The 21,928-nt window shown below is 63.0% G+C and carries 19 protein-coding genes; 13 read left to right on the forward strand and 6 right to left on the reverse strand.

Annotated features, from left to right (window positions below; translation table 11 throughout):
- Window positions 1-3: 3 nt before the first annotated feature.
- The 8 genes from R3F72_RS12530 to R3F72_RS12565 all read left to right on the forward strand — a co-directional run bounded on the left by R3F72_RS12530 (window position 4) and on the right by R3F72_RS12565 (window position 7,872).
- Window positions 4-900: a CheR family methyltransferase gene (locus R3F72_RS12530; protein ID WP_332779793.1), complete on the forward strand. Its 897-nt coding sequence runs from the start codon at window positions 4-6 to the stop codon at window positions 898-900.
- An 11-nt stretch (window positions 901-911) separates the two neighbouring features.
- Window positions 912-1,976, forward strand: a complete 1,065-nt coding sequence (locus tag R3F72_RS12535) for a protein-glutamate methylesterase/protein-glutamine glutaminase (protein WP_332779794.1) — start codon at window positions 912-914, stop codon at window positions 1,974-1,976.
- 76 nt (window positions 1,977-2,052) lie between these two features.
- A complete protein-coding gene (gene cheY / locus R3F72_RS12540; protein ID WP_071230202.1) occupies window positions 2,053-2,442 on the forward strand; it encodes a chemotaxis response regulator CheY in 390 nt (129 codons plus the stop codon).
- Between the two features lie 19 nt (window positions 2,443-2,461).
- On the forward strand, window positions 2,462-3,130 hold the full coding sequence (gene cheZ / locus R3F72_RS12545) for a protein phosphatase CheZ (protein WP_087718858.1): 669 nt from the start codon (window positions 2,462-2,464) through the stop codon (window positions 3,128-3,130).
- Window positions 3,131-3,281: 151 nt separating this feature from the next.
- The gene (gene flhB, locus R3F72_RS12550) at window positions 3,282-4,445 is read left to right on the forward strand and encodes a flagellar biosynthesis protein FlhB (protein ID WP_332779795.1); all 1,164 of its coding nucleotides are present in this window, start codon (window positions 3,282-3,284) and stop codon (window positions 4,443-4,445) included.
- On the forward strand, window positions 4,442-6,526 hold the full coding sequence (gene flhA, locus R3F72_RS12555; protein WP_087718860.1) for a flagellar biosynthesis protein FlhA: 2,085 nt from the start codon (window positions 4,442-4,444) through the stop codon (window positions 6,524-6,526). The genes flhB and flhA overlap by 4 nt, the downstream gene beginning before the upstream one ends.
- Before the next feature lie 110 nt (window positions 6,527-6,636).
- Window positions 6,637-7,044: a flagellar protein FlhE gene (locus tag R3F72_RS12560; RefSeq protein ID WP_332779796.1), complete on the forward strand. Its 408-nt coding sequence runs from the start codon at window positions 6,637-6,639 to the stop codon at window positions 7,042-7,044.
- A gap of 129 nt (window positions 7,045-7,173) precedes the next feature.
- On the forward strand, window positions 7,174-7,872 hold the full coding sequence (locus R3F72_RS12565) for an RNA polymerase sigma factor FliA (RefSeq protein ID WP_087718862.1): 699 nt from the start codon (window positions 7,174-7,176) through the stop codon (window positions 7,870-7,872).
- A gap of 164 nt (window positions 7,873-8,036) precedes the next feature.
- On the opposite strand, the gene R3F72_RS12570 is transcribed toward R3F72_RS12565, so the two are convergent.
- From R3F72_RS12570 to R3F72_RS12580, 3 genes are read right to left on the reverse strand one after another with little or no spacing between them, the layout of a single operon-like run.
- A complete protein-coding gene (locus R3F72_RS12570) occupies window positions 8,037-8,666 on the reverse strand; it encodes a PqiC family protein (protein WP_256961188.1) in 630 nt (209 codons plus the stop codon).
- On the reverse strand, window positions 8,663-10,303 hold the full coding sequence (gene pqiB, locus R3F72_RS12575) for an intermembrane transport protein PqiB (RefSeq protein ID WP_087718863.1): 1,641 nt from the start codon (window positions 10,301-10,303) through the stop codon (window positions 8,663-8,665). The genes R3F72_RS12570 and pqiB overlap by 4 nt, the downstream gene beginning before the upstream one ends.
- A complete protein-coding gene (locus R3F72_RS12580) occupies window positions 10,296-11,672 on the reverse strand; it encodes a PqiA/YebS family transporter subunit (protein WP_442978349.1) in 1,377 nt (458 codons plus the stop codon). The genes pqiB and R3F72_RS12580 overlap by 8 nt, the downstream gene beginning before the upstream one ends.
- Window positions 11,673-12,048: 376 nt before the next feature.
- On the opposite strand from R3F72_RS12580, the gene R3F72_RS12585 reads away from it, so the two are divergent.
- Entirely contained in the window at window positions 12,049-13,020 is a 972-nt protein-coding gene (locus tag R3F72_RS12585) for a calcium/sodium antiporter (protein ID WP_303854410.1), read from the forward strand.
- 21 nt (window positions 13,021-13,041) lie between these two features.
- Here R3F72_RS12585 and R3F72_RS12590 read toward each other — a convergent pair whose 3' ends face one another.
- Complete coding sequence (locus tag R3F72_RS12590; RefSeq protein WP_303854411.1) at window positions 13,042-14,271, reverse strand: multidrug effflux MFS transporter; 1,230 nt, start codon at window positions 14,269-14,271, stop codon at window positions 13,042-13,044.
- Window positions 14,272-14,865: 594 nt separating this feature from the next.
- Here R3F72_RS12590 and R3F72_RS12595 point away from each other — a divergent pair.
- The 4 genes from R3F72_RS12595 to cydC all read left to right on the forward strand — a co-directional run bounded on the left by R3F72_RS12595 (window position 14,866) and on the right by cydC (window position 20,749).
- Window positions 14,866-16,278 carry a cytochrome ubiquinol oxidase subunit I gene (locus R3F72_RS12595; protein ID WP_332779797.1) on the forward strand — a complete coding sequence of 471 codons (1,413 nt, stop codon included), beginning with the start codon at window positions 14,866-14,868 and terminating at the stop codon, window positions 16,276-16,278.
- A gap of 3 nt (window positions 16,279-16,281) precedes the next feature.
- On the forward strand, window positions 16,282-17,283 hold the full coding sequence (gene cydB / locus R3F72_RS12600) for a cytochrome d ubiquinol oxidase subunit II (RefSeq protein ID WP_303854414.1): 1,002 nt from the start codon (window positions 16,282-16,284) through the stop codon (window positions 17,281-17,283).
- A gap of 113 nt (window positions 17,284-17,396) precedes the next feature.
- Window positions 17,397-19,076 carry a thiol reductant ABC exporter subunit CydD gene (cydD, locus tag R3F72_RS12605; RefSeq protein WP_332779798.1) on the forward strand — a complete coding sequence of 560 codons (1,680 nt, stop codon included), beginning with the start codon at window positions 17,397-17,399 and terminating at the stop codon, window positions 19,074-19,076.
- A complete protein-coding gene (cydC, locus tag R3F72_RS12610; RefSeq protein ID WP_332779799.1) occupies window positions 19,073-20,749 on the forward strand; it encodes a thiol reductant ABC exporter subunit CydC in 1,677 nt (558 codons plus the stop codon). Before cydD ends, cydC begins: the two co-directional genes overlap by 4 nt.
- Here cydC and R3F72_RS12615 read toward each other — a convergent pair.
- Window positions 20,746-21,414: a nucleotidyl transferase AbiEii/AbiGii toxin family protein gene (locus R3F72_RS12615; RefSeq protein WP_256961189.1), complete on the reverse strand. Its 669-nt coding sequence runs from the start codon at window positions 21,412-21,414 to the stop codon at window positions 20,746-20,748. The genes cydC and R3F72_RS12615 overlap by 4 nt on opposite strands.
- A gap of 97 nt (window positions 21,415-21,511) precedes the next feature.
- On the reverse strand, window positions 21,512-21,919 hold the full coding sequence (gene cadR / locus R3F72_RS12620) for a Cd(II)/Pb(II)-responsive transcriptional regulator (RefSeq protein WP_332779800.1): 408 nt from the start codon (window positions 21,917-21,919) through the stop codon (window positions 21,512-21,514).
- Window positions 21,920-21,928 lie beyond the last annotated feature (9 nt).

Genomic DNA, 21,928 nt, shown 5'->3' on the forward strand with positions numbered 1-21,928 from the left:
GCCATGTTCTCGAGCCCCGGATCCCAAGGTGGCAACGGTGACAATGGCACGGGTTTCACGCGAGACCTCGATTTTACCCCGCGCGATTTCGAGCGGGTTCGGGATCTGATCTACCGCCGTGCCGGTATCGTCATGGCGGATAATAAACGAGAAATGGTCTATAGCCGCCTGGCCAAGCGGCTACGCCTGCATGGCATGAATCGTTTCAGCGATTATCTGGACAGACTCGAGCGCCGGTCCGATTCCAAGGAGTGGGAAGCTTTTACCAACGCCTTGACCACGAACCTGACGGCCTTCTTCCGTGAAGCCCATCATTTCCCGGCATTGGCCGAAGAAATACGTCGACGCGGACCCGGCATCAAAATCTGGTGTGCCGGTGCCTCTACCGGGGAAGAGCCTTATTCCCTGGCGATGACGGTGAGAGAAACGCTGGGTGCCGCGGCATCTCAGGTGAAGATCCTGGCGACGGACATCGATACCGAAGCGCTGAACGTCGCTCGCGCCGGTATCTATCCGCTGGAAGTGGTGGAGAAACTCGGTGAGGCCCGTTGTCGGCAATTTTTTCAGCGTGGTAGCGGGGCCCGCGCCGGCAAGGCGCGAGTGCGCCCCGAACTGGCGGCCATGATCGATTACCGGCCGCTCAATCTGGTCACGGGAACGTGGTCCATCAATGGCCCGTTCGACATCATTTTTTGCCGCAACGTCATGATTTATTTCGATAGAGAGACACAGACGAATATCCTGCGTCGTTTTGCGTCCCAAATGAAACCGGATGGCCTGCTGTTTGCCGGTCACTCCGAGAATTTCTCCTTCCTGAGTCAGGCTTTTCGCTTGAGAGGCCAGACCATTTATACGTTGGCATCGCCGTCGGCGCGAACGACGCCGGACGTCTCGCGCTAGGGAGTGAAACGGTGAACCCGAAGATCAAAGTACTTTGTGTCGATGATTCGGCGCTCATTCGCGACTTGATGACCAAGATCATCGATGCCCAGCCGGACATGACCGTGGTTGCCACGGCGCCGGACCCGCTGGTGGCGCGGGACCTGATCAAGAAGCACAACCCCGACGTCCTGACGCTGGATGTCGAAATGCCGCGCATGGACGGGCTGGATTTTCTCGAGCGTCTGATGCGCTTGCGCCCGATGCCGGTGCTGATGGTTTCCTCGCTGACGCAGCGGGGCTCCGAAATCACGCTGAGGGCGCTGGAGTTGGGTGCCGTCGATTTCGTCGCCAAGCCGGAAGTCGGGATCCGGGACGGCATGCTGGAATATGCCGGCATGATCGCCGAGAAGATCCGGGCTGCCGCGCAAGCCCGGCCAAGCCGCCAAGGCGCTCTGGCCAAGCCGGCGGCACCGCGTGAAGTATTGAAGGCCCCGATGCTGTCGAGCGAAAAGATCATCATTATCGGCGCCTCGACGGGGGGGACCGAAGCCATTCGCCAGGTCATCGAGCCGTTGCCGGCGAACAGCCCCGCAGTGTTGATTACGCAGCATATGCCGGGAGGCTTTACGCGCTCCTTCGCTGAACGGCTCGATCGTCTTTGCCGGGTCACCGTCAAGGAAGCCGAAGACCGTGAGCGTGTCCTGCCCGGGCATGTGTATATCGCACCGGGGGACTGGCACATGCGCCTGACTCGCTCGGGAGCGAACTACGTGATCGCGCTCGATGACGGTCCTCCCGTCAATCGCCACCGGCCCTCGGTCGATGTGCTGTTCCAGTCAGCCGCCATCTGTGCTGGCCGTAATGCGCTGGGTGTCATCCTGACCGGGATGGGACGTGACGGTGCTGCCGGGCTTCTCAAGATGCGCGAGGCCGGCGCCCATACCGTGGCACAGGACGAGGCGAGCTGCGTGGTATTCGGCATGCCCAAGGAAGCGATCGCGCTTGGCGGGGCGACTGACGTCATTGCACTGAATGATATTGCGGGACACCTGGTTCAGCAGATGCACTTGGCCGGACGCGCGCAGCGCGTATAAACAGGACGTTTAAAGCGAGCGGGCATGCTGCCGATAACCTGACCATGCCCGCCTAATGAAGTGAAGAGGAAAGATGATGGCTGACAAGAACATGAGCATCCTGGTAGTGGATGATTTCCCGACCATGCGTCGGATCGTCCGCAGTCTGCTCAAGGAACTCGGGTTCGAAAATGTGGAAGAGGCCGAGGATGGGCAGGAAGCATTGACCAAGTTGCGTGCCGGTGGCTTCGAATTCGTGGTCTCAGATTGGAACATGCCCAATCTCGATGGTCTGGAGATGCTCAAGGAGATCCGTCAGGATCCCAAGCTCTCCTCGCTGCCCGTACTGATGGTGACGGCCGAAGCCAAGAAAGAAAATATCATCGCGGCTGCCCAGGCCGGCGCCAACGGCTACGTCGTCAAACCGTTCACTGCGGCGACGCTCGAGGAAAAGCTCAACAAAATTTTTGAAAAACTGGGCAAGTGACGCCTACGGAGGGTAGATCATGAGTGGTGCCAACCCTCAAGGCAGCGGTGCGGAAAGCGTGGCTCCCGACGATCTGATTCGCCGTATTGGCCATCTCACTCGCATGCTGCGTGAGAACATGCGTGAGCTGGGCCTCGATAAAGAGGTGGAAAAGGCGGCACAGGCGATTCCCGATGCTCGTGACCGGCTCAGCTACGTCGCGTCGATGACCGAACAGGCGGCGGAGCGCGCGCTCAATGCCATTGATCATGCCCAGCCTCTGCAGAATGCGCTCGAGAGTGAAGCGATCGCCCTCGACAAGCGTTGGGACGAGTGGTTTGCCGAGCCCAAGGCGCTCGACGAAGCCAAGGCGCTGGTCAAGGACACCCGTTCCTATCTGCAGAACGTGCCAAAGCAGACCAGTGCCACCAATGCCCAACTGCTCGAGATCATGATGGCGCAGGATTTTCAGGATCTCACCGGCCAGGTCATCAAGAAGATGATGGACGTGATCCACGAGATCGAGCAGCAGCTGGTGCAGGTACTGATCGATAACGCGCCCGAGGGAACCGAGCGTCGTGAGCGCGCCACTCGCGTGGCCGAGCAACCCGACTCGCTGCTCAATGGCCCTCAGGTCAACCCGCAGGCTGCCGATGTCGTCAGTAGTCAGGATCAGGTCGACGATCTGTTGGACAGTCTCGGGTTCTGATCCCGGCCGGGAAGGCCTTTCCTCGCCTTCGCAAATGTCTAGCCTCCCGAAATAGCAGGGTGTTCATCCTGCTATTTCTCCGTTTGATACTCCTTCTCTCCAAGCAGAATAGCGTCCAGGTATTCATCCCCTTCCGTGGCGGAGTGCGCGCTTGGCCGAGCAGAACGACAGCGATCAGGAAAAGACCGAACCGGCGACGCCCAGGCGAATCGAGAAAGCGCGAGAGGAAGGGCAGGTCGCGCGGTCACGTGAACTCGCCACTTTCCTGCTGCTGGTCAGCGGTGTGCTGGGTCTATGGGTCATGGGCAATAATCTCTATGACGAGTTGAGCCTCGTCATGGAGCAGTCCTTCCTTTTCGACCATGGGCTGGCATTCGACAGCGCCCGGATGTTGAGCCACGTCTGGGTGTTGGGGCAACATACGCTGGTTGCGTTGCTGCCTCTGTTTCTGTTGTTCACGACCGCGGCGATCCTGGGGCCGACGATGCTGGGTGGCTGGCTGGTCTCGGCGAAATCGCTCAAGCCGCAGCTCGGCAAGCTGAACCCGTTCAAGGGTTTGAAGCGCATGTTCTCGACCCAGGCGCTGGCGGAACTGGCCAAGGCCATCGCCAAGTCGGTACTGGTCGGCGGCGTCGGCGTGGCGTACCTGTGGGCGCAGCACGATACGCTGATGGGTCTCATGGAGATGCCGATCCAGCAGGCGCTGGCCACGGCGATGCGCTTGGCGGCCGTGGGCTGTGCGCTCATCGTGACCTCTTTGATACTGGTCATCCTGATCGACGTTCCCTACCAGCTCTGGAGCCACAACAAGAAGCTGCGCATGAGCCGCGAGGACATTCGACAGGAACACAAGGAGACCGAGGGCGACCCGCACGTCAAGGGCCGCATACGCTCTCAGCAGCAGGCCATGGCGAGACGGCGGATGATGAGCAAGGTGCCGACCGCCGACGTGATCGTGACCAACCCGACGCACTATGCCGTGGCACTGAGCTACCAGCAGGATTCCATGTCCGCTCCCCGGGTCGTCGCCAAGGGGGCCGATCACGTCGCCGCCAAGATCAGGGAGCTCGGCGACGAAAATCGCATACCGCGACTGGAGGCGCCGCCGCTGGCGCGTGCGCTGTATCACCATGTCGATCTGGAACAGGAGATCCCTGGCGATCTCTATACGGCGGTTGCCGAAGTCCTGGCCTGGGCCTTCCGCCTCAAACAGGTCGAAACCGACGGCGGCGATATTCCGCCAACGCCCCGCGACCTGCCCGTGCCGCCAGCGCTAGACGAAGCGGCGTCAGATTCTTCCAAGGAGAGTGAATGAACGCGCTCACCCAGTGGTTCGGTCAGCGCAAGTGGCCGGCTGACACGCAGTTCAAGATCCTGGCCGGCCCTGTGCTGATCATCATGATCTTGAGCATGATGATCCTGCCGTTGCCGCCATTCGCGCTCGATCTCTTTTTCACCTTCAATATCGCGCTGTCGATCATGGTGCTGCTGGTCAGTATGTTCACGGAAAAGCCGCTGGACTTCGCGGCGTTCCCGGCGGTCCTGCTGTTCTCGACGCTGCTGCGACTGTCGCTGAACGTGGCATCCACCCGTGTAGTGCTGATGGAAGGGCACGAGGGGGGCGATGCCGCAGGCAAGGTGATCGAGGCCTTTGGCGAGTTCCTGATCGGCGGCAACTTCGCCGTCGGCCTGGTGGTGTTTTTGATTCTGGTGGTGATCAACTTCATGGTCATCACCAAGGGCGCCGGGCGAATCGCCGAGGTGGGGGCGCGTTTCACCCTGGATTCCATGCCCGGCAAGCAGATGGCGATCGATGCCGACCTCAACGCCGGTCTGATCGGCGAGGAAGAGGCTCGCAGGCGGCGTACCGAGATCAATCAGGAGTCGGAGTTCTACGGCTCCATGGACGGTGCCAGCAAGTTCGTCCGCGGTGATGCCATGGCCGGCCTGTTGATCATGGTGATCAACCTGATCGGCGGGTTGATGATCGGCGTGGCGCAGCATGGCCTGCCATTCGGCGAAGCCGTGAAAACCTATACATTGCTGACCGTGGGCGACGGCCTGGTCGCCCAGATCCCGGCGCTGGTGATCTCGACGGCGGCGGGCGTCACGGTCTCCCGCGTCAATACCGATCAGGACGTCGGTCAGCAGCTGTTGAGTCAGCTTTTCAACAATCCGCGCGTCATGTTCCTTGCGGCTGGCGTCATGGGACTGCTCGGTCTGATCCCCGGCATGCCGAACGTGGTCTTCCTGCTGTTTGCCATCATCCTGGGGGCGCTGGGCTGGTGGATGTCCCGGCGCGAGCAGGTCAAAGCCGTGCGCGCAGTGGAAGAAAAGGCACCGCCGGCAGTACAGGAAACGCCGGAGGCGAGTTGGGACGACGTTCAACTGGTCGATACCCTGGGCCTGGAAGTGGGGCACCGCCTGATCCCGCTGGTGGATCAGCGCCAGCAGGGGGAACTGCTGGGACGCATCAAGAGTGTGCGCAAGAAGTTCGCCCAGGACGTCGGGTTCCTGCCGTCGGTCGTCCATATTCGCGACAATCTCGAACTGAGCCCCAACGCCTACGTGATCACCCTGAAGGGCGTGGAAGTCGGTCGTGCGGAGGCGTTTCCGGGCAAGTGGCTGGCGATCGACCCGGGCCAGGTTTCCGGATCGCTGGATGGAACCCGGACCCAGGACCCTGCGTTTGGCCTGACCGCCTACTGGATCGATACGGCGCAACGGGAGCGAGCCCAGATCTACGGCTACACCGTGGTGGACGCGAGCACCGTGATCGCCACGCATCTCAACCATCTGCTGCATGAAAACGCTGGCGACATGCTGGGACGCGCCGAGGTCCAGCAGCTTCTGGACAAGGTGGCGGAGCAGCAGAAGTCGCTGGTGGAAGACGTGGTGCCCAAGCTGCTGGCGCTGACGACGTTGCAACGCATCCTGCAGAACCTGCTTGCCGAAGACGTCCCGATCCGCGACATGCACACGATTCTCGACGTGCTGGCGGAGTACGCGCCGCAGCAATCCGATGCCAACGAGTTGACCGCGCTGGTACGCGTTGCGCTGGGCCGGGCGATTACCCAGCAGTGGTTCCCGGGACGCGAGCCGATGCACGTAATGGGGCTGGAACCCCGGCTGGAGCAGGTTCTGGCTCAAGCGCTCAACAACGGCGGCGCGCTCGAACCGGGGCTGGCCGATACGCTGATGCAACAGACCGCCGCTGCGGTGGAGCGACAGCAGAGCCGTGACGAGCCCACCGTGCTGGTCGTTCAGCATGGCCTGCGGGCGCTGCTGGCACGTTTCCTGCGTCGTCAGATCAAGTCCCTGGTCGTGCTTTCTCAGGCTGAAATTCCTGATGACCGCAACTTGCGAGTCACCACGACCATCGGGGCATCGTCATGACTGGCGGTGTCCGGTCGATGAGAACGGGGACCCTGTCTACGATGCCACGGGCGTCGTCTCTGTTAAGAGCGTTTTCCCTGGTGCCGAACGTGCGCTCAAAGGCCACCTGCATGCTAGGCGGTGCGATCACCACGGTTGTGATGGTCATGGGTACGATCGCGCCGGCCTGGGCGGCCCAGGCCACTTGGGTAGGCCAACTGCCGCGCCAGACGATCGTGGTGTCGGAGCGACCCTTGGAAAGTGCGCCGATCACGCTGCCGCCGTCGGCGGAACAGGGCGAAATCGCGAATGTTCGTTGGGTGTTCGAGACCGATACGCCAGCGCCGACGTTGAAGACCTGGCTCTGCCATGGGCAGCTCTGTCTACCGCTGGCTCGGTCGCGAGGGGAAACGCAGCGCTTTTCGGGGCGAGCCACGTCCATTCCGTTCCGTCTGCGTTTCCTGTGGCCACCGGGAAAGCATGCCAACGGCAACCGGGTAATCTCCGGCGGCCAGCTGATCGTCGACTACCGCCAGTGAGGCCGACAAACAGCCGAAATAGCCGCTGGAAAACGGGCAGTTTGCCGTCTTGGCTCGGCGTCCGCGCGGCATAATGGGATATAGGTCATGCGTCCCATGACCGTAAGGTGTTTTGCACGAGGCCATTCGATGTATACCGCACAGGGCAAAATCGATCAGCACGCATTGATTGAGCAGTACATGCCGATGGTGAGACGCCACGCGCTCTCCCTTCAGGTGCGCCTACCCGCCAGCGTGGAACTCGATGATCTCGTTCAGGCCGGCATGCTCGGTCTGCTGGACGCCATGGGGCGCTACGACAATTCGCACGGCGCGAGTTTCTCGACCTATGCCAACCAGCGCATTCGCGGCGCGATGATCGACGAGCTGCGTAGCCGTGACTGGATGCCGCGCAGCGTACGGCGTAACGCCCGGGCGCTGGACCAGGCCGTGCGTCGGCTGGAGCAGCACTTGGGGCGGGCGCCGGACGAGCGCGAAATCGCCCAGGAGATGGGCATGTCCCGTGACGACTATCACCAGCTGCTGGCCGATGCCAACAACGGCTTTCTGCTGGCGTACGACGAGAGCGACACCGAGAACGGCATCGCCTCGGTTGCGGAAGGTAACCTGCCATCGCCGTTGGAGGCGCTGCTCGATGCAGACAACCGTACCAATGTGATGGCAGCGATCGATGCCTTGCCGGAGCGGGAAAAGCTGTTGCTGGGGCTCTATTACCAGGAAGAGCTCAACTTGAAGGAGATCGGCGCTGTGCTCGGCGTCAGCGAATCCCGCGTCTGCCAGTTGCACAGCCAGGCGGTAGCGCGTCTACGCAGCCGTCTGAACCACTAATCGCCTGAACCACTAGTCGCCTGAATCACTAATCGTCTGAGCTCCGATCGAGATCGGGCGCTCTGCCCAAGCCGGAACACTCGACAGATCCCGAGCGCCTATCCAACCGGGCATGGCTACGTTGTCATGCCCGGTTGGATAGGCGCTTTGACGTTGGGCGTTGCTTAGTCGGCGGCTGGCGACGTCGTCGAGACAGCGCGGATGTCTTCGGCGATTTGCCGCGCCACGTCGTCCCACACGGTACCCAGAGTGCGCACCAGCGCAGGATAGCCGTCATCGCTCAAGGGTTGCGCGACCTCGAAGTGGCGCTGTGCCACCAGGTCGTTGCCATCATGGAGCTGCCATTCCCCCGATGCCACCGCCTGACCGTCATAGCGGCCCTGAAACTGGTCGACACTGAGCGTCAGTCGTTGCGCACCCGCTTCGCTGCGGGCGGTGTTCAGGACTACGATATCCGGCAGATTGGCCGCCAGCGATTGCCGCAGACGGCGTGTCAATTGCTGCCCCAGCGACTCGGCCCACAGGTTCTGGTTGGCCGCGTTGAGTTCGATATCGCTGGTCTGCATGACGATCCCTTCCTGGTCGAGGTAGCTGGCCACCTCGACAGGACCGACCGCCAGCGTGGCCGCTTGCGGAGAAGGTTCGCTCGCCTGCTGCGGACTGTCGGCCTTCGGCAAGGTATACCGGTTGGTCGGCGTCGACTGGGAGGCGCAGCCGGCAAGCGCCGCGGCGGCGATCGCCAGCAGGGCGGTGGCGCCAACTCGGCGCCAACGGGGCAGGGACGACTTCATCATTGGGGAGCCCTCGGCACGGGATCGGTTTGAACTTCACGGTCGAAAATCAGCGCGTTGGGTTTTTCGCTCAAGGTCTTGGCGACTGGCTGCAGATCCCGCGTCAGCATCTCCAGCTGCTTGAGCGTGTCATTCAGCTGACGATACCCCGAAGAACCGGCAGAGAAGCCATTCAGCGTATTCTGAAGTTCCTGCAGCGTGTCATTGAGACTGCCTGGCAACTGCTGGGTCGCAGGGTCGGAGACGATGGCATTGACCGACTCGGCGATCTGGCGCACCTGTTCGAGCGTCTGCTGGGAGGTCTGCATGGTCTCGTCCAGACGATCGAGGATCGGTTCGACCTGCAGCTCGTTGAGCTTGTCGAGCAGGTTGGAGACCTTCTGTTCGATCTGGGCAAAGCCGCCGGAGATGGTGGGGAACACCGGCTTGTCGTCGAACGTCATCGCCTCGTAGGGAGGTGCGTCGTCGCTGAAGTTCAGGTCGACGAACAGCGCGCCGGTGAGCAGATTGCCGGCCTTGAGCGTGGCGCGCAGGCCGTGCTCGAACATGCGTTCGAGGCGGGCACGCCAGTCCTCGGCGTCGAAATTCGCCATGGCGTCGTCGAAGCGCTGTGGCTCGATGCGAATCAGTACCGGAATCGCGAAACGGTTCAGCGTATCCGGCTGGGGAGCGGAGAAGCGCCAGGGCACGGCTTCCACGGTCCCCACGCGCACGCCGCGGTACTCGACCGAGTCGCCTCGGCTCAAGCCGCGTACGGTGTCGTCGACCAGCAGCACGTATTCGAGGTAGCGGTCGAAGGTGCCTTCACGCGCGCTTTCCTCGTCGCTGAAGAGTTGGTAGGTCGCCTCGGATTCGGCGGGATGCCCCATGGCGACATCCTCCGGCACGCCGAAGGTCACGCCGCCGCCGATGAGCGATTCCATGGATTCCACGTTGACCCGAAAGCCCTGGGAGTCGAGGCGCACGTCGACACCCGACGAGATCCAGAAGCGTGTGGTGTCCGTGACCAGAACGTCATAAGGCGACTGGATGTAAAGGCGATGGCGCATTTCCTTTTCTTCGGGATCGAACTCGGTGTTCTCCACGCGCCCGACGGTGAATCCCTGATAGGTGATGGGGTCGCCGGCGCGCAGGGAACTGCCCACCTTGCTGACCAGGTTGACGCGAATGCCCGGCGCATCGGGCGGAGCCACGGGCGGTTGGTCGAGTACCTCGAATTCACGCTGGGCGGTTTCGCCGTTGCCGGGCAGCAGCTGGATATAGGCCCCCGAGAGCACGGTGCCCAGTCCGCTGATGCCTTCCCGGTCGATACGCGGCTTGACGACCCAGAAGCGCGCCTCGTCATTCAGCATGCGTTCGGTATCGGGCTTCATGCGGGCCGTGATGATGGTGTGGGACATGTCTTCGGAGAGTGTCACGTCCTCGACGCGGCCGACCTCGACGTTGCGCGTCTTGATCAATGTCTTGCCGGCCTCGATGCCCTCGGCGTTTTTCATCTCCAGGGTGATCGTGGGGCCGAGTCCCGAGAGATTGTCGTAGAGCATCCATGCGCCGATGAGAACCGCCACGAGCGGTACGATCCAGATCGGCGAAAGCCGCCGGCGATGGTGGCGCGTCGCGCGCAGGGGAGCATCAGGCATCGTCGGGTTCCTTGCGTGGAGAAGCGAGGGCGGCGATGCGGGACATCCCGCGCCGCCGCGGTTTTTCGGGCAGATCGTCCCAGATCATGCGGGGGTCGAAGCTGATCGCGGCCAGCATGGTAAGGATGACCACGGAAGCGAAAGAGAGCGCGGCGGGGCCGGGCGCTATCGACATCAACTCGCCGGCGCGTATCAGTGCCACCAGGATGGCGACCACGAAGACGTCGACCATCGACCAGCGGCCGATGAATTCGGTCATGCGGTACAGGCGAACGCGCGTGACGTTGCGCAGCGGTTCGCCCCGGTGGCGGACGGCGTAGCATAGCCAGCCCAGCGCGAGAATCTTGCCGATGGGCACGACCACGCTGGCGGTGAAGATGATCACGGCGATGGGGATATCACCATGCTGCAGGAAGAGCATGACCCCGCTGATGATCGTCGAGGGGGAGCTGTTGCCCAGCGACGTGGTGGTCATGATCGGGTACAGGTTCGCCGGTATGTACATCACCACCGCGGCGAGCAGCAGGGCCAGCGTGCGCTGACGGCTGCGGGGCGTGCGAGCGTGAAGGGATTCACCGCAGCGTTGGCAGTGCCCGCGTCCGTTGGCATCGAGACGATTGACCAGGCCGCAGGTGGCGCAACCGCTCAATCCCTGGGGCGAGGCCGGCTCACCCGGGCGTGCGCCCGCAGGCGCCAGGGGTTCGCTGGCCAGCGAGAACCACATCCAGTCGGTATCGAGGGACTGCGTCGTCAGCAGCAAGAGCAGGGCGTAGGCGCAAAACGTCCAGAAAGAGAGACCCAGGCTGACCTCGGCCATGCCCGCGACCTTGATCAGGCTCACCAGGGCGGCGATGACGAAGACATCGGCCATCATCCAGGGGGTGAGGTGTTTCAGCGCCCGGGCGACACCCCGCGAATGCGGCAGGAAGCGCCGACTCAGCAGCCCCAGCGAGAGCCACATCACGCCGCACAGGTAGACCGTGGGCAGAATGATCACGGTCAGCAGCACGCAGATCGCCACCAGCGGCTCATGGAAGCCGACCAGCGTCGAGGCGGTCTCGGTCAGCTCGATACGGTTGCTGACGCCACGGGCCTCGAAGCTGACGAAAGGAAACGCCACCGACAGCAGCAGCATGATGAGCGCGCCGATGGCCAGGGCCAGGCTACGCTCGGCGGGCTTGTGATGGCGGACGGCCAGGGTGTGCTCGCAGCGGGGGCAGTCCGCTTTCTGGCCGGGCTTCAGCGCCGGCAATGCCACCAGCAGATCGCATTCGTGACAGGCGCGCAGACGCCGCCGCGAATGACGAGTCGTCGCCACGTGCGGCGCGCGCGCTGGATGAGCGGTCTGTGACGAAAACGTGTCGGCCAAGCTGAGTCTCGCGTTGATATTCCAGGGTGTCGGACATGATGCGTGATGGCTCGAGCCGTTGGTTCAGACGCACCAGTCCTGAAGGAGGACTCGAGTATTGATCGATTGCCCACCGTCGGTACCATCGATCTCACGCTACTATAGCAACTTGAGCAACTCGCAGCGTTGTCGTTCCGCTATGCTTTTGCCTCAATGCCTGGTATCTAGAGTGGCGTGTGGCGACGCGGATCGACGATCAGGCGTGGTCAGGGCAGCGAACAGCGTACATTCACATGCGTATGTTTGTCAGTAGCTTGGCGCCGACGGCCCTGGGGCATGCGTTTCCGGCATGCGACGACACACACCATCCCTATATCAGGTGCAAGGAGATTCTATCGTGCTAATGGCGATCACCGCCGTCGCTCTCGGGCTGGCGGTATTGGTATGGAGTGCCGACCGTTTCGTCGATGGCGCGGCCGCGACGTCGCGTCATCTGGGATTGTCGCCCTTGCTGATCGGCATGGTGGTCATCGGACTCGGTACCTCGGCGCCGGAATTGATGGTGTCGGCGCTTTCCGCCTGGCAAGGCAACCCTGGCCTGGCGTTGGGCAACGCCTATGGCTCCAACATCGCCAATATCGGCTTGATCGTGGGGTTCGTGGCCCTGCTCAGCCCGTTGATCATGCACTCGCAAGTGCTGCGTCAGGAGTTGCCGTTGCTCATGCTGGTGACCTTGGCATCGCTCTGGTGCCTTCAGGACGGCGCCGTGTCGCGCTGGGACGCGGTGCTGCTTCTGGCAATGCTGGCAGCCTTCTTGACCTACAGCATCATACGCGGTCGGCAGCAAGGCAGTGATACTCTCGCCGACAATACGACGGCCGACCTCGATACCCAGGCGATGACGCTCAAGCGAGCGATTACCTGGACCCTGGTGGGCCTGGTCCTGCTGATCGTCAGCTCACGTCTGCTGGTCTGGGGGGCGGTGGATATCGCCTCGGCATTCGGGGTCAGCGACCTGGTCATCGGCCTGACCGTGGTTGCCATCGGTACGTCGTTGCCGGAGCTTGCCTCTTCCATCAGCGCGGTGCGCAAGAATCAGCATGACCTGGTGATCGGTAATGTGGTTGGGTCGAACCTGTTCAACACGCTGGCGGTGGTGGGGCTAGCGGGCGTCATTCATCCCATCGACGTCGATCCGGATGTGCTGGTACGGGACTGGCCGGTCATGGCCGCTCTGACGCTCGTGCTGCTGGTGTTCGGGATCGGTTTCAAGGGCCAGGGGCGCATCAATCGTCTGGAGGGGGCTCTGCTGCTCGTCAGTTTCGTGGCCTACACCGCATGGCTGGTCTACAGCGTGGTCGGTGGTTGATTCCTCGCCGGGGAGAGAGCCTCAGCGCTGGACCTGACGATCGAACCGCAATGCGCTCCTCAGCGCGATCTGGCCGATGACGGCAGCCGTGGCGAGCACCACGGCCGCGGCCAGGGCCGGGTCGTCGCCGAGTCCGGCCAGCGCCGTGCAGAGCGCGCCGATGCCCATCTGGGCGAACCCGTAAAGACCGGCGGCGGAACCGACGACCTTGGGGTTGATGCCCACCGCCAGCGTCAACGCGGTCGGCCCGGTCATGCCCACGCCAAAGGTGAACAGCAGCACCGAGACTTCGAGAGTGACCGCCGACGCCCAGCCGGCCAGCACGATGACCAGCATCGAGATGCCCCCGGTCAGGCTGAGCAGGCTCGCCGCCAGCATCAATCGAACCAGACCGATGCGGTGGATCGTGCGGTTGGTGATGAAGTTGCCCAGCGAAATACTCAGGATCAGCAGGGAAAGGTAATACGCCACGTGGCTTGCCGGCTTGCCCAGCTGTTCGACGAAGATGAACGGCGCCGAGGCGACGAAGGCAAACATGGCGGTGGTGACGCAGCCGCCGCCGATGGCATAACCGATGAAGGCCGGCGAGCGGATCAGCGTTCGATATTCATGCGCCAGATTGAGCAGATCGATCCGGCCGCTGGGCTTCGCGGTCTCCGGCATCAGCCGCCAGACGAACAGCAGGTTGCCCACGCCCATCAGGCACAGTGCCAGCAGCACGGTACGCCAACCCAGCGTGGTGGTCAGCAGGCTGCCGATGAGCGGTGCCATGGCCGGCCCGATGGCCACGACCAGATTGAGCACTGCCAGCCGTTGCACGGCGCGGTCCGGCGCAGCGGTGTCGCGGATCATGGCGCGGCCCAGTGCCAGCCCGGCACAGCCGCCGAAGGCCTGGAAGAAGCGCGCCGTGATCAGCGTCTCGACGCTTTGCGCCTGCCAGGCAACGATCCCCGCCACGCTGTAGATCAGCATGCCCAGCATCAGTGCCGGTCGTCGGCCTACCGCGTCGGAGAGCGGGCCGTAGAAGAGTTGGCCGATCGCCAGCCCCAGAATGTAGAGGCTGATGGTCAACTGCATCTGGGCGTTGTCGGCGCTCAGCGCCTCGCCGGCAATGGGCAGTGCCGGCACGAAGATATGCATGGCCAACGTACCGGCCAGCGTGATGAGCACCAGCATCCATAGCGCTGGCACTGCGCGTGCCGGCGTGGCTTGGGTTGCGGAAGAGGACGTCGATGTGGCGGGATCGGTCACGAAGCGCCTCGTGAAATGGCGGTGGTTGTCGAGCAATCGAATAGCGCAGTAGCCATTAGGACCTTACGCGATTCGACTTTGTATGACTATTTGACCAAAGCCTTGCGTCTGACCGGAACGCTTGCGCGTCGTCGAAACGCTTGCGCGTCGCCGAAACGCTTGCATATCGTCGGCAAGAGCCTGGTTCACGAACAGCACCCGACGAATGAAGGGACTCCGCGCGGAGCAGCAAGGGCGGGCGAGGAGAGAGCCGGGTAGGCCGATTCGATCCTGTCAGGCTGACAGATTGTCGCAGAGATGAATTCCATCGAGGCCATGACGTCGCACTCGGTAAGCCTCGAGGCTGGTCGCAAGCCCTCGTCGTTGGCGACTTCCGGCACTATTGCCTAGGTTGTCTAGGGAGAAAAAGGGAAAGGTCGACGCTGGCATGCGACATCAGGACACGGCGGCCGACGGAAACACTTTCCTTATGATGTAAAGCGATGTTAAGCATCGACGGCTGCAATGGTCGTTCGACGGGCAAACAGAACGAAGAAACATCTGTCGTCGGGGCATGAGGGAACCGCTGCCCTGAACGCTTGCGAGGAGTCAGCCATGGCATTAGATCCTATCCTGTTGTCACGATTGCAGTTCGCTTTCGTGGTCTCTTTTCATACCATATTTCCGGTCTTCACGATCGGTTTGGCCTCATACGTGGCCTTGCTTCAGGGCCTTTACGTAGCCACCGGTGAAGCCGTGTGGGATCGGTTGGGATTATTCTGGACCAAGATCTTCGCCGTCGTCTTCGCCATGGGTGTGGTGACGGGAATCGTCATGGCATTCCAGTTCGGCACCAATTGGAGCAACTTCTCCCAGTTCGCCTCGAACTTCATCGGACCGATGTTGAGTTACGAGGTCATCACCGCCTTCTTCCTCGAGGCCGGCTTCCTCGGCGTGCTGCTGTTCGGTCGTCATCGGGTGTCGCCTTCGGTGCACTTCTTCGCAGCGCTGATGGTCGCCGCGGGGACGTTCATCTCGGCATTCTGGATTCTGGCGACCAACAGCTGGATGCAGACCCCGCAAGGCTACGAGATTCGCGAGGGCATGGTGCATGTCACCTCCTGGATCGAGGCCATTTTCAACCCTTCCTTCCCGTATCGCTTCGCGCATATGGCGATGGCGGCGTTTCTGACCGGCGGGTTTGTGGTTTGCGGCGTCAGTGCCTGGTTCCTGCTGCGGCGGCGTGATGTGGAAGCGCACAAGCGAGCGCTTTCCATGACCATGTGGTTGCTGCTGATTCTGACCCCGCTACAGGCCTGGATTGGTGACGAGCACGGGCTGAACACGCTCGAGCATCAGCCGGAGAAGATCGCGGCCATGGAAGGTAACTGGGAAACCCAGTCCAATGTGCCATTGCTGCTGTTCGCGCTGCCGGATCGCGACCTCCAGGCCAACCGCGCCGAGATCGGCATCCCCAATGGCGCCAGCCTGATTCTGCGCCATGATGCCGACGGCGTGGTGCCGGGGCTCAAGGATATCCCCGTCGACCAGCAGCCACCGGTGTGGATCGTCTTCTACAGCTTCCGCGTCATGGTCGCGCTCGGTATGTTGATGATCGCTTTCGCCGTGGCCGGACTGGTGCTGCGCCGGGGCGATCGAATCTATACCTCGCGCTGGTTTCTGCATGGCTTGCAGGGGATGAGTCTGGCACCGTTCGTTGCGGTATTGGCGGGGTGGTACGTGACCGAGGTCGGCCGCGCGCCGTGGCTGGTCTACGGTGTGCTCTCCTATGCCGATGCCGTAACGCCATCGTTGTCCGGATGGATGGTGTTGTTGACTCTGATCGGCTATATCGCGGTTTACGCGGTGATCTTCTGGGCCGGCGTCTACTACCTCTTCAAGGTCGTGCGTCAGGGCCTGGATGAGCTCGGCGAAGACGAGGAGATGCACGATTACGACCGCCCCGAGCGTCCGCTTTCCGCTACCCGTGTTCCCTTTGACGGCAGCACCGCCTCGTCCAGGAGTTAAACCATGGAAATGTTCGATCTTTCACTATTTTGGGCCGTCATCATCGCTTTCGGCATCATCATGTATGTGTTGATGGATGGGTTCGACCTGGGCTTGGGCATCCTGTTTCCGTTTGCGCCGGACGAGGATGCCCGAGACGTGATGATGAATTCCGTCGCGCCGGTGTGGGATGGCAACGAAACCTGGCTGGTGCTGGGCGGCGCCGGGCTCATCGCGGCCTTCCCGCTGGTCTACACCATCTTGTTGCCGGCGCTTTATCTGGGCGTCTTCCTGATGCTGGCCGGCCTGATCTTCCGCGGGGTGGCGTTCGAATTCCGCTTCAAGTCCAAGCGCACGCGCGGCTGGTGGAATGCCGCGTTCGCCGGTGGCTCCTTCGTTGCAGCGTTCGCGCAGGGCTGCGTGGTGGGTGCCTATATCCAGGGTTTCGAAACCGCCGATCGTGTCTACACCGGTGGGGCGTTCGACTGGCTGACACCATTCTCCATCCTGACCGGTCTCGGGCTGGTGGTCGGCTATACCCTGCTGGGCGCGACCTGGCTGGTGCTGAAGTCGGAAGGGCACGTTCGCGAATGGGCGCGAGGTCTGATTCCCAAGCTGCTGATCGGCGTGCTGGCGGTGTTCGTCATCGTCAGCCTGTGGACCCCATGGATCGATCCGGGCGTGTTCGATCGCTGGTTCGACCACATGCAGGTGATCTGGCTGCTGCCGTTCGCGGCGCTGCTGTGCGCCGTGGGCATCTATGTGGCGACTCGTCGCCGGCGTGAAGGCCTGGCCTTCCTGCTGACACTGGGCCTGTTCATCTTCACCTACCTGGGGCTGCTGGTCAGCCGCTGGCCTTACGTGATTCCGCCGGACTACACGCTCTGGGACGCCGCCTCGGCGCCGGAATCCCAGTTCTTCATCCTGATCGGCGTGCTGTTCGTGGTACCGATCGTGCTGACCTACACCGCGTGGTCCTACTGGGTCTTCCGCGGCAAGGTCCGCGTGGGTGAGGGCTACCATTGAGTGCTGCGAGGCGAACCACGGGTCCGTCACGTATGAACGCTTCACGTACGGGCACTTCACGTACGGGCGCTTCACGTACGAGCGCTTCACGTACGAGCGCTTCGAGAGCGTGGTTGAAGCAGCAAGCGGCCGGTGTCCGGCCCTGGTATCGAGGCGCCGTCGGCTGCGGCCTGCTGGCGGGCCTCGCCACCTTGGTTCAGATGGGCGCACTGGCCTGGGTCGTCGACGATGTCGTGTCGAACCAGGCCACGCTGGGCGATGTCGCCTTCGGCGTCGCGCTGATCGTAATCGCCATTGCCGCTCGTGCCGTGGCGCAATGGGGGCAGGAGGTCTGCGGTCAGGCTTGCGGCCTGCGGGTCAAGCAGCAGGTGCGGGCGCGTCTGCTGGTGCGCCTGCAGCAACTGGGGCCGGTGCGCCTGGCTGCCCGCCACAGCGCGGGGCTTGCCAGCCAACTGGTGGATCAGGTCGAGTCGCTGGAAGGCTATTATTCCCGCTTCCTGCCGCAGATGGTGTTGGCGGCGCTGATTCCGCTGGTCTATCTCGTGGTGGTGTTCTGGCTCAACTGGCTGGCGGCGATCTGGTTGCTGATCGCCGCCCCCTTGATTCCGCTGTTCATGGCGCTGATCGGCATGGGCGCCCAGCGTCTCAACGAGGCGCAGTTCCAGGCGGTCACCCGGCTTTCCGGTCATTTCCTCGATCGGGTGCGGGGGATCGCCACCCTTCAGCTCTTCGGGCTCGCCGAGCGCAGCGTCGAAGAGGTCAGCGAGGTTGCCCACGACTATCGCCGGCGCAGCCTCAAGACGCTGCGGGTGGCGTTTCTGTCATCGGCGGTACTCGAATTCTTCGCTGCCGTGTCGGTGGCCGTCGTGGCCATCTATATCGGTCTCGGCCTGCTCGGCTACATCCAGTACGGGCCGGCCGAGCAGCTCGATCTGTTCAGCGGGCTGTTCATCCTGCTGCTGGCGCCGGAGTTCTTCCAGCCGCTGCGCACGCTCTCCCAGCACTATCACGATCGGGCCTCCGCCCTGGGGGCCGCCGAAGGGCTGGTGTCACTGCTCGAACCGGATGCCGACGAAGCCGCACCTGCGGAAAGCACCCGGCCCGACGAGACGGCCAGTCGTGAGCTTGTCCCGGGTGCCGTCGAGCTCGTGGACGTCGAACTGCGCCATGCAGGGCGCGAACGGATTCTCGGGCCGCTGTCGCTGCGTATCGATACCGGTGAAGTAGTGGCGCTGATCGGCCCATCCGGCAGCGGCAAATCCAGTCTGCTGCAACTGATCGCCGGCTTCATCGCGCCCAGCGCGGGTCGGGTCGAGGTGCGGCGCGATCCGGCCATCGCCTGGCTGGATCAGCGCCCGCTGATCATCCAGGGCACGCTGGCCGAAAACCTGCGGCTGGTCGCGCCCGACGCCAGCGACGAGGCGTTGCGCAGCGCATTGACGCAGGCCGGGCTGGGCCAGTGGCTGGCATCGTCACCGGGCGGGCTCGAGACGCCGCTGGGCGAACGCGGTGTCGGGCTTTCCGGTGGCGAAGGGCAGCGGCTGGCGCTGGCCCGGGTGTTTCTCTCCCCGGCCAGGCTGGTGCTGCTGGACGAGCCGACGGCGGCGCTGGACCCGGAAACCGAACAGCACGTGATCGCGGGGCTGACGCAACTGGCGGCGAGCGGGCGGACCCTGATCGTCGCCACCCACCATCCGGCGATCATGGCGATGGCCGGTCGGGTCTTCGCGATCGAACAGGGGCGGTTGTCACGGATCGAGCGCTCGGCCGATGCGCGGGAGACGAACTCATGAAAGCACTGCTATCTCTGCGACCCTGGCTCGGCGTCCTGGCCGAGCGGCGCGGGCGCCTGCTGCTGGGGGCGCTGCTGATGCTCGCCACGCTGCTCAGCGCATTGGGACTGCTGTCGCTCTCCGGCTGGTTCATTACCGCCACGGCAATCGCGGCGGTTAGCGCCTCGGGCTATCTGGACGTGTTCACGCCGGGGGGCGGGATTCGATTCTTCGCCGTCTCGCGCACGGTCAGTCGCTATCTGGAGCGGCTCTACAATCACGATACGATATTGCGGCTGCTGGCCGATCTGCGCGGGCGCGTGTTCGCGAGGCTGGTCACGCTGGATGCGCGCACGCTGGCACGGGCACGCGCTTCCCAGTGGCTCAACCGGCTGACGGCGGATATCGACACCCTCGACAACCTCTACCTGCGCCTGCTGGCGCCGCCGCTGGTCGCGCTAATCAGCATCCTGGCCTTCGCGGCCTTCGCGGCGGCGTTTCTGCCCATCGCGGGAATCGTCCTGCTAGCCGTTCTGTTGCCGCTGGGGCTGGTTGCCACCGCCGGCTGCGCCTGGTGGGGGTGGCGAGCCAGCCATCGCCGGGTCGACCGTCAGGAACGACTGCGCGTCCGCGCGATCGAGCAGGTCGAAGGGCTGGCGGAACTGACCAGCTACCGCGCACTGGATGCCCACCGCGCGCTCTGGCATCGCGAAGAGCGGGCGCTGCTCGACGATCAGCGCCGACTCGGCCAGCGCACGGCAACGGGCAATCTCGTCGTCACCGTGGGAATCCAACTGGCCACGCTGGCCGTGCTGCTGCTGGGGCTCGAAGCCTTTCGTAGCGGGCAGGTGAGCGGTCCGGTCATGGTGATGCTGGCGCTGGGGACGCTCGCGGTGAGCGAAGGCCTGGGCAACCTGCCGATGGCCTTCACGCAACTGGGGGCAACGGTGAGAGCGGCGGAGCGACTCAACGCCCAGGCCGAACTGAAGACGCCGCTGACCGGCGAGCGCTTGACCTCGGGCGGCGCGGCGCCGTCGCTGAGCTATCGAAACGTCGAGGTCGCCCACGGAGCGCGAGTCGTGTTCAGCGGCCTGAATCTTTCCCTCGACCCCGGCCAGCGTATCGGCATCATCGGCGCCTCGGGGATCGGCAAGTCGACGCTGGCGCAACTGGCCGTGCGCGCCTTCGACCCACAGGGTGGACGTGTCGAATTCGATCATCAGGATATTGCCGGGCTCGCCCCCGACTCCCTGCGAGCGCGGATCGGTTATCTCACCCAGCGCAGCGAGCTGTTCCACGACACCCTGGCCGCCAACCTGCGCATGGGCGACCCGGACGCCAGCGATGCGCAGCTGTGGGATGCGCTCGAGCGTGTCGAACTCAAGGCCTGGGCGGAGGCGCTGCCGGAAGGGCTGGAAACCTGGGTTGGCGAGCAGGGGCGCCAGCTTTCCGGCGGTCAGGCGCGCCGGGTCGCACTGGCGCGGGTGATGTTGCGCGATTCGCCGCTGGTGATCCTGGACGAGCCCTTGAGCGGCCTGGACGCCGCCACCGCGGCGTCGCTCGCGACGGCACTGGACGCCTGGCTGGCCGGACGCACGGCGCTATTGCTGGGGCACGACGAAGCGGCACTGCCCCGCTGCGACCGCTACTGGCGGCTGGTGCCGGGCAAGCAGGGCACACAGCTCCTCGGTTAGCAGCGGCTTTTCGACGACCGAAACCTGCGTGTTTTGGCGTTTACAGCAAGAATTCCGGAGCCGGTCCCGCCGGCTTCCGGCCTTCGAGCGGATCGATGAGCTGCGAGAAAGTGCTTGCCAGTTCTCGGGGCCAGATAGTCCGCAAACCTTGGATTGCGCAAGGTCCGGTCGAGCGTATCGGCTGGCAGGAATCGCTGCATTTCCTGCTGGAACGCCGCTCCCTGAATGATCCCCGGGAGGCGTTCGATCAAGTCTTCTGCCTTGGCGACATAGTCCGTTATTCGGTAGTCGGACAGTTTCTTCTGGACCAGGGTAGCGTCTGGCTGCGCACCTTGCTGTTTCAGCCATTGCAGGTCCCAGATATCGCGGTTACGGACGTAGCGCCGGGTATTGACCAGCGATACCAGTTTGTCGGCCATCACCTCGTCCATTGTCTCGGTGAGGACCAGCAGATCTGCATAGCCGTCAGGCAGGAACGGGTAGTGTAGCTGCAAGCCCCGTGCCTGCCGCGTGTAGGCAGGGATGTTGGCGATCTCCAGCTTGATTTTCTGCTTGGCCAGGTCACGACGGGCTGGTGCGGTAGTGACGGCCACCTGCCATTTGTCGACTTTCACTTCGGCATAGCGGGGATCTTCGCGGAGGGTTTTCGGTTGCTTGACGGTCACTTCCAATTGAGGGTAAGCGGATTAAATGGTTGATCTTACCTTTGCATGAGAGTGAGACAGACCGGCATCTCATCGGATTATCTGGTTGATGCTTCACCTACTGCTGGTGCATGTTTCCTTCGCTAATTCCAGCAAGAACCCCACACGCCTCAACTTCCCGGTCATCGTTGCAACTCGCTCTCAGTGAAACGAGTTGTTTCTCAAGCGCTTGCAGAGCGGTTATCTGCGACCGCACATGAGAGATGTGATCATCGAGCAAGGCGTTGACGGCGGTACAAGGCTGATGAGGGTCGTCCTGATAGCTCTGTAGTTCGTGAATTTCTGCCAGTGACAGATCCAGGATGCGGCAGCGACGAATAAAGGCCAGCCGCTCAACGTGTTTCTCGGTATAGACACGGTAACCGTTCTCCTGCCGATCAGGCGGCGGCAACAAGCCCTGCCGTTCGTAGAAGCGGATCGTCTGTGTATCTACCCCTACTGACTGTGCCAACTGACCAATACGCATCGGGTTCCT

Source organism: Salinicola sp. 4072 (assembly GCF_036663415.1).
GTDB lineage: Bacteria > Pseudomonadota > Gammaproteobacteria > Pseudomonadales > Halomonadaceae > Salinicola > Salinicola salarius_A.

Coding starts and splice junctions, on each gene's coding strand:
- R3F72_RS12570 (WP_256961188.1), bottom strand. CDS start 8,666: ATGATGAAGTCGTCCCTGCCCCGTTGGCGCCGAGTTGGCGCCACCGCC.
- R3F72_RS12595 (WP_332779797.1), top strand. CDS start 14,866: ATGGCATTAGATCCTATCCTGTTGTCACGATTGCAGTTCGCTTTCGTG.
- R3F72_RS12560 (WP_332779796.1), top strand. CDS start 6,637: ATGCTAGGCGGTGCGATCACCACGGTTGTGATGGTCATGGGTACGATC.
- cheZ (WP_087718858.1), top strand. CDS start 2,462: ATGAGTGGTGCCAACCCTCAAGGCAGCGGTGCGGAAAGCGTGGCTCCC.
- cydB (WP_303854414.1), top strand. CDS start 16,282: ATGGAAATGTTCGATCTTTCACTATTTTGGGCCGTCATCATCGCTTTC.
- cydC (WP_332779799.1), top strand. CDS start 19,073: ATGAAAGCACTGCTATCTCTGCGACCCTGGCTCGGCGTCCTGGCCGAG.
- cadR (WP_332779800.1), bottom strand. CDS start 21,919: ATGCGTATTGGTCAGTTGGCACAGTCAGTAGGGGTAGATACACAGACG.
- R3F72_RS12565 (WP_087718862.1), top strand. CDS start 7,174: ATGTATACCGCACAGGGCAAAATCGATCAGCACGCATTGATTGAGCAG.
- R3F72_RS12530 (WP_332779793.1), top strand. CDS start 4: ATGTTCTCGAGCCCCGGATCCCAAGGTGGCAACGGTGACAATGGCACG.
- flhA (WP_087718860.1), top strand. CDS start 4,442: ATGAACGCGCTCACCCAGTGGTTCGGTCAGCGCAAGTGGCCGGCTGAC.
- pqiB (WP_087718863.1), bottom strand. CDS start 10,303: ATGCCTGATGCTCCCCTGCGCGCGACGCGCCACCATCGCCGGCGGCTT.
- cheY (WP_071230202.1), top strand. CDS start 2,053: ATGGCTGACAAGAACATGAGCATCCTGGTAGTGGATGATTTCCCGACC.